The 327-nt window shown below is 72.2% G+C and carries 1 protein-coding gene; it reads right to left on the minus strand.

Going from position 1 to position 327, the window contains the following annotated elements; genetic code table 11:
- Positions 1–327: IS66 family transposase zinc-finger binding domain-containing protein (locus HG800_RS26850; RefSeq protein ID WP_169981499.1), on the minus strand; the 327-nt coding region annotated here is incomplete at both ends.

Below are 327 nucleotides of genomic sequence, written 5' to 3' on the forward strand. Positions count from 1 at the left end.
GCGGGCGAAGATCGACTCCTGGCGGTAAAGCGGCAGGTGATCGACGGATTTGCTGACGATCACCTGAGCCAGCACGCCGACGCCGGGCAGGCCGCGGTCGATCGGCTCGGCCGGCCGGGGGGCGATCGTGACGTGTCCCTGGCAGTCCCGGCAGGCGTATTTCGGCCGGGTATGGACCAGGACGCGGAGGCTCGCCGGCACGTACTCGAGCTGCTCGCTCGTCTCGGCGCCGATGCGGGCCCGTGCGACGCCGCACTCGGGACAGGGTTTCTCGGCGTCGGGCAGGTCGTGCAGGACCTCGACCCGCGGCAGGTGCGCCGGCAGGGC

Origin of the sequence: Tautonia rosea, from assembly GCF_012958305.1 — a bacterium.
GTDB classification, from domain to species: domain Bacteria; phylum Planctomycetota; class Planctomycetia; order Isosphaerales; family Isosphaeraceae; genus Tautonia; species Tautonia rosea.